6 protein-coding genes are annotated in these 6,518 nt (G+C 62.7%); 4 read left to right on the top strand and 2 right to left on the bottom strand.

Features of this window, described 5'->3' with window-relative positions:
• Positions 1-158, top strand: a 158-nt coding sequence (locus FJW10_RS29280; RefSeq protein WP_140544921.1) for a P-II family nitrogen regulator, incomplete at its 5' end; no start/stop codon positions are given.
• Positions 159-201: 43 nt separating this feature from the next.
• Positions 202-1,611 (top strand): type I glutamate--ammonia ligase, encoded by a 1,410-nt coding sequence (gene glnA / locus FJW10_RS29275; protein WP_140646263.1) that lies wholly within the window; start codon positions 202-204, stop codon positions 1,609-1,611.
• Positions 1,612-1,772: 161 nt separating this feature from the next.
• Here the strand turns inward: glnA and FJW10_RS29270 are convergent, their stop codons facing one another.
• Positions 1,773-3,197, bottom strand: a complete 1,425-nt coding sequence (locus tag FJW10_RS29270; protein ID WP_140902624.1) for an APC family permease — start codon at positions 3,195-3,197, stop codon at positions 1,773-1,775.
• 146 nt (positions 3,198-3,343) lie between these two features.
• On the opposite strand from FJW10_RS29270, the gene FJW10_RS29265 reads away from it, so the two are divergent.
• Positions 3,344-3,946, top strand: coding sequence for a TetR family transcriptional regulator C-terminal domain-containing protein (locus FJW10_RS29265; protein WP_140902623.1), 603 nt, complete (start codon positions 3,344-3,346; stop codon positions 3,944-3,946).
• A gap of 30 nt (positions 3,947-3,976) precedes the next feature.
• Positions 3,977-5,143 carry a P1 family peptidase gene (locus FJW10_RS29260; protein ID WP_140902622.1) on the top strand — a complete coding sequence of 389 codons (1,167 nt, stop codon included), beginning with the start codon at positions 3,977-3,979 and terminating at the stop codon, positions 5,141-5,143.
• Positions 5,144-5,264: 121 nt separating this feature from the next.
• Here the strand turns inward: FJW10_RS29260 and FJW10_RS29255 are convergent, their stop codons facing one another.
• On the bottom strand, positions 5,265-6,305 hold the full coding sequence (locus FJW10_RS29255; RefSeq protein WP_140902621.1) for a glutamine synthetase beta-grasp domain-containing protein: 1,041 nt from the start codon (positions 6,303-6,305) through the stop codon (positions 5,265-5,267).
• Positions 6,306-6,518: the final 213 nt, after the last annotated feature.

The following is a 6,518-nucleotide window of genomic DNA, read 5'->3' as shown; positions in this document are numbered from 1 at the left end:
TCGAGGTGGTGCTCGGCGACGAGGCCGTCGAAGGCGCCATCGAGGCCATCCGCAAGGCGGCGCAGACCGGCCGCATCGGCGATGGAAAAATCTTCGTCTCCAACATAGAGGAAGTCGTGCGCATCCGCACCGGCGAGACCGGCATCGACGCCATCTGACCTTCAATCCATTCCAGACGTCATCACACAGGGAAGAAATGACATGACGACAGCCAAAGACATCATGAAGCAGATCAAGGACAACGACGTGAAATTCGTCGACCTGCGCTTCACAGATCCGCGGGGCAAGCTGCAGCATGTGACGATGGATGTCGTCGAGGTCGAGGAAGACATGTTCGCCGACGGCGTCATGTTCGACGGCTCCTCGATCGCAGGCTGGAAGGCGATCAACGAGTCCGACATGGTGCTGATGCCGGACACGGATACGGTCCACATGGATCCGTTCTTCGCCCAGTCGACCATGGTCATCCTGTGCGACATCCTCGATCCGGTCTCGGGCGAAGCCTATAACCGCGATCCGCGCGGCACCGCCAAGAAGGCCGAAGCCTATATGAAGTCCGAAGGCATCGGCGACACGATCTATGTCGGCCCGGAGGCCGAGTTCTTCGTGTTCGACGACGTCAAGTACAAGGCCGATCCCTACAACACCGGCTTCCGTCTCGACTCGACCGAACTGCCGTCCAACGACGACACCGACTACGAGACCGGCAATCTCGGCCACCGTCCGCGCATCAAGGGCGGCTATTTCCCGGTGCCGCCGATCGATTCCTGCCAGGACATGCGCTCCGAGATGCTGACCGTGCTCGCCGAAATGGGCGTGCGGGTGGAAAAGCACCACCATGAGGTCGCCGCCGCACAGCACGAGCTCGGCATCAAGTTCGACACGCTGGTGCGCAACGCCGACAAGATGCTGATCTACAAGTATGTCGTGCACCAGGTTGCCAATGCCTACGGCAAGACGGCCACCTTCATGCCGAAGCCGGTGTTCGGCGACAACGGCTCGGGCATGCACGTCCACCAGTCGATCTGGAAGGGCGGCAAGCCGACCTTCGCCGGCAACGAATATGCCGGCCTGTCGGAGAGCTGCCTGTTCTACATCGGCGGTATCATCAAGCACGCCAAGGCGATCAACGCCTTCACCAACCCGCTCACCAACTCCTACAAGCGTCTGGTGCCGGGCTATGAGGCGCCGGTGCTGCTCGCCTATTCGGCGCGCAACCGCTCGGCCTCGTGCCGCATTCCGTTCGGCAACTCGCCGAAGTCGAAGCGCGTCGAGGTCCGCTTCCCCGATCCGGGCGCGAACCCCTATCTCGGCTTCGCCGCCATGCTGATGGCCGGTCTCGACGGCATCAAGAACAAGATCCATCCGGGGCAGCCAATGGACAAGGACCTTTATGATCTGCCGCCGAAGGAGTTGAAAAAGATCCCGACCGTCTGCGGCTCGCTGCGCGAAGCGCTGCAGAGCCTCGACAAGGATCGCGGCTTCCTGAAGGCCGGCGGTGTCTTCGACGACGACCAGATCGACTCTTACATCGAGCTCAAGATGGCCGAGGTCATGCGCTTCGAAATGACCCCGCACCCGGTCGAGTACGACATGTACTATTCGGTCTAAGCGTCTGATCGGATAAAGAATAAAGCCCTTGGAAGGTTCTCCCTTCCAAGGGCTTTTCATTTCTGAAGACGGGTTTTCGCGTCCACGCTTTCCAATCGGCAAAAAAGAACCCCGGCGTTTCGCCGGGGTTCTCGCATGGACAGGTGTCGGAGGGCTGACGCCTATCCCGCAAGCTCGTCGGGGCCGTGCAGCATCCAGTCGGCTCGGCGCGACAGGAACAGCTGGAAATAGATCGCGGCGACGGCCATGATCGCCAGCGTCGCAATCAGGCTCGGGCGTCCGAAGGCGGCGTCGAGCCAGTTCTGGTAGGCGACATAGACAAGCGCCACGAAGGCGAGGATCGCCGGCACCGGAAACAGCGGCATACGATAGTGGCCGCCCGAGGTGGTGTCGTTGCGGCGGCCGGCGAAGACCGCGACGCAGAGCAGTGCATAGATCACCACCAGCGACGTGCCGCTGACCACCAGCAAGAGGTTGAGGTCGATAAAGCAGGCCAGTGCGGCCAGCACCACCACCACGATGGTGGCGATCCACGGCGACGCGTAAGTGCCATGGACGGACGCGACCGCGTTGTTGATCGGCCCGAACCAGGTCTTGTCGCGGCCCGAGCTGAACAACAGCCGCGCCGCCTGCAGGATGATGGCGATGACGGCGTTGAAGATGGCGACCGCGATTGCCAGGCTGATCGCCACGGTCAGCCAATGGCCGCCGCGCGCCTCAAGGAAATACTCGATCTTTTGGGGTGCGGAGAGCAGGCCGACGAGATCTGGCGCGCCGAGCAGCACCGCGGTCAGGGGAATGAGCTCGGCGGCGACCGTGATCACCAGCGCCCAGAGCACCACCTTGCCGATGTTGCGCTTGGCGTCGTGCGTCTCTTCGCCGAAATAGGCGGCGGCACCATAGCCGTTATAGGCAAAGAGCGACACGGCGGTGGATGCGAGGATGATGGCGGCCGAGGCCGGAACCAGCGTGTTGGTCGTGGCGTCGAGCAGTTGCGGCGCGGTGAAAAGGCTGGAGAGCGGCCGCTCGATATGGGTGAAGCCGAGCCAGATCAGGACCAGCAGCGCCAGCATCTCGATGCCGAGGAAGATGCCGGTGACGAAGGCGTTGAGCTTGATGCGCATGGCGGCAACGGCGCCGGCCAGGATGATGGTCACCACACCCACCCACTGCGGGCTGAGATTGGGAATGAGGACGCCGAGATAGGTGCCGACGCCGAGCGCGATGACCGCGACGATGAGCACGATCGACACGAACACGAGCACCAGCGTGACGAAACCCCAGAAGCGCCCGAGCGTGCGGCCGATCATGGTGTATTCGCCGCCGGCCATCGGGTAGGCCGAGGAGAGCTCGGCATAGACGAAGGCCATGAACAGGCCGATGACGGCCGCGATCACGAAGCTCAGGAACGAGCCGGTGCCGGCCAGCGCAATGACGCCCGGCACGATGATGAAGACGGATGATGCCGGCGTCACCGCCGAAAGCACGATCATCAGCGTGCCCAGCGCGTTCAGCGCCCGGTCGAGACCCTTGGCGCCGGGCGCGGCCTTGTCGGCGGCCGCCGTAGTGGCTTCGTTTGTGGACATTGTCCTCCCCTTTTTTTAATTGGATAAAAATTACAATCCGTAACGGAAGCTAGCCGCGTCGACACATAGCGTCAACAAATATGCGATATGTCGGCTTGCAAAAATCTACAGGCCAGTTTTTATTGAATCATATTCAGGGAAATAAAATGGGCAGACCCAAGACACAGACCGATCGCCGCCTGACCCTGGTGGCGGCTGCGGAATCGATGATCGCCAAACGCGGCCTTGCCGCCGTCACCTTGCGCGACGTGGCCAACGAGGCCGGCATGAGCTCGAGCGCCCTGCTCTACTACTATCCCGGCCTCAAGGAGCTGCTGGACGACGTGCAGGCAAAGGCGGTCGAGCGCTTCTGCACGCAGCGCGCGGCAGCGGTCGCGACAATCGCCGATCCGAGGGCGCGTCTGAAAACAATGCTCGACAGCGGCTTGCCGACGGATGCGGACGACCAGCTCTGCCGGCTCCTGCTGGAGCTCGGCGCCTATTCGCGCTCGGACGCAAGCTATGCCGCCCGACACATCACGCTGTTCGAGCGCCAAGTGGCGATCTATGTCGGCATCCTGGAGGCGGGCGCGGCCACCGGTGCCTTCGTGCTCAATGCTGCGAGCGAAGTCATCGCCCGCAGTCTCGTCGTCATGGAAGACGGGCTCGGCCTTCACCTCGTCAACGTCGTGCCGGCTGTCGACCACGCCTCGGCAATGGCGATCCTCACCGGTTACGCCGAACTCGCGACCGGCTGCAGCCTTCGCTGAGCCGACTTTCATCAACGGAGCATCCTCAGCATGGATCAACGAATAGACTTGACCACCACGCCGGCCGGCAAGACGCGCGCCCGCGGCCTCGGCATTCCCCTGCCGGGCACACCGGGACCTGCCAATGCCATCACCGATGTCGATGGCGTGCTCGTCGGCTATTCAACGCTGATCAAGGGCGACGGTAAGCTCAACATGGGTCACGGGCCAGTCCGCACCGGCGTCACCGCGATCCTGCCGCTCGGCCGCGACGGCATCGGCGCTGCTTTGGCTGCCGGCTATCATTCCTTCAACGGCAATGGCGAGATGACCGGCGCCTCATGGCTGGAAGAGGCCGGCAGCCTCTCCATGCCGATCCTGATCACCAACACGCATGCCGTCGGCCCCTGCCATCGCGGCGTCATCGACTGGATAGCGCGCAACAAGCCCGAGGTGGCGAACCAATGGCTGCTGCCGGTGGTTGCCGAAACCTGGGACGGCTATCTCAACGACATCAACGGCTCGCATGTCACCGTCGACCACGCGATCGAGGCGATCGAGAACGCTGCCGCCGGCGCTATCGAGGAAGGATCGGTCGGCGGCGGCACGGGCATGAACTGCTATGCCTTCAAGGGCGGCTCCGGCAGCGCTTCGCGGATCGTCGATTATGGCCACCGCGCCTACACGGTCGGCGTCTTCCTGCAGGCCAATTTCGGTTCGCGTCATGAGATCGGCATTGCCGGCGTTCCGCTCGGGCACGAGCTTGCCGCCGACAATCCAATGGAGGCGTATTTCAGCGGTCGGCCGACGGGCGCCGGCTCCTGCATCGGCGTCGTCGCCACCGACGCGCCGCTGCTGCCCGGGCAGTGCAAAGCGCTTGCGCGGCGCGTGCCGCTCGGGCTGGCGCGCACCGGCACCGCCGGTTCGCATTTCTCCGGCGACATCTTCCTCGCCTTGTCGACCGCCAATCGCGATGCGCTCAACGGCCGCTTTCCCAAAGGCGCCCCAGGCGAGGACAGCTACAGTCACGTTGACTTCATCCCCTGGGGCCGCATGGACGACTTCTACACGGCCGTCGTACAGGCGACCGAGGAGGCCGTGCTCAACGCGCTGGTCGCCAACGAGGATATGGTCGGTCGTGACGGCAACCGCACCCCCGCCCTGCCGCATGGCCGGGTGGTGGCTGCGCTTAAATCGCGTGGCGTCATCACCAGTTGACGATAATCGGCGGAGATTTCTCGCTGGTAGTTGCCATGCAAAACGCCTCGGCGTTGACCCGCCGGGGCTTTTTGTCGTTTTCGTCTTGTCACAGACTTAAAGCCTGTGACGTCGAAACAAATCAGGCGGCGGCCGAGACCGTCGCGTCGGTCGAAACCTCCGAGATCGTCTTCAGCACCTGCGAGGCGATCTGGTAGGGGTCGCCCTGTGAGTTCGGGCGGCGGTCTTCCAGATAGCCCTTATAGTCGTTCTTGACGAAGGAGTGCGGCACGCGGATCGAGGCGCCGCGATCGGCGACGCCGTAGCTGAACTTGTTCCACGGCGCGGTCTCATGCTTGCCGGTCAGGCGCTTATCGTTGTCCGGGCCGTAGACGGCGATGTGATCCATCAGGTTCTTGTTGAACTGGGCCATCAGCGCCTCGAAATAGGCCTTGCCGCCGACTTCGCGCATATAGCTGGTCGAGAAGTTGCAGTGCATGCCCGAACCGTTCCAGTCGGTGTCGCCGAGCGGCTTGCAGTGGAACTCGATGTCGATGCCGTATGTCTCGGTCAGGCGCAGCAGCAGATAGCGGGCCATCCACATCTGGTCAGCGGCCTTCTTGGAGCCCTTGCCGAATATCTGGAATTCCCACTGGCCCTTCGCCACCTCGGCGTTGATGCCTTCATGGTTGATGCCGGCGGCGAGGCACAGGTCGAGATGCTCCTCGACGATCTTGCGCGCGACATCGCCGACATTCTTGTAGCCGACGCCGGTGTAATAAGGACCCTGCGGCGCCGGATAGCCGCTCTCCGGGAAGCCGAGCGGACGGCCGTCCTTGTAGAAGAAATACTCCTGCTCGAAGCCGAACCAGGCGCCCTCGTCGTCGAGGATAGTGGCGCGCTTGTTGGAAGCATGCGGCGTCACGCCATCAGGCATCATGACTTCGCACATGACCAGCACGCCATTGGTGCGGGCCGGATCCGGATAGACGGCGATGGGCTTCAGCACGCAGTCGGAGCTGTGGCCTTCGGCTTGGTTGGTGGATGAGCCATCGAAGCCCCACAGCGGCAGCTGCTCCAGCGTCGGGAACTCGGCAAACTCCTTGATCTGGGTCTTGCCGCGCAGGCTGGGGGTCGGGACGTATCCGTCGAGCCAGATATACTCGAGCTTGTATTTGGTCATTCCAGTGCCTCTCGTTACTTGGACGCCGCAAGTGGGCGGCATCAACGCATGGCCGGGGCTTGCCGGCCTGCCGATGGTCAAAAAGCAATTCGTATGCCACTCCGCCTTCGGCGGGTGCGGCAAAATGATCACGGCAAGACGTTGATTTTGCTCAGCCGCCTCAACACTGCGCTCGGATCGCTCAATCGATATTCCTGCATAAATAATTGGCAA

This window comes from Mesorhizobium sp. B4-1-1 (assembly GCF_006439375.1).
Classification (GTDB): Bacteria; Pseudomonadota; Alphaproteobacteria; order Rhizobiales; family Rhizobiaceae; genus Mesorhizobium.
Note: the sequence above shows the minus strand (reverse complement) of the source record. Positions and strands in the feature narration are given on the sequence as shown.

Coding starts and splice junctions, on each gene's coding strand:
- glnA (WP_140646263.1), top strand. CDS start 202: ATGACGACAGCCAAAGACATCATGAAGCAGATCAAGGACAACGACGTG.
- FJW10_RS29270 (WP_140902624.1), bottom strand. CDS start 3,197: ATGTCCACAAACGAAGCCACTACGGCGGCCGCCGACAAGGCCGCGCCC.
- FJW10_RS29265 (WP_140902623.1), top strand. CDS start 3,344: ATGGGCAGACCCAAGACACAGACCGATCGCCGCCTGACCCTGGTGGCG.
- FJW10_RS29260 (WP_140902622.1), top strand. CDS start 3,977: ATGGATCAACGAATAGACTTGACCACCACGCCGGCCGGCAAGACGCGC.
- FJW10_RS29255 (WP_140902621.1), bottom strand. CDS start 6,305: ATGACCAAATACAAGCTCGAGTATATCTGGCTCGACGGATACGTCCCG.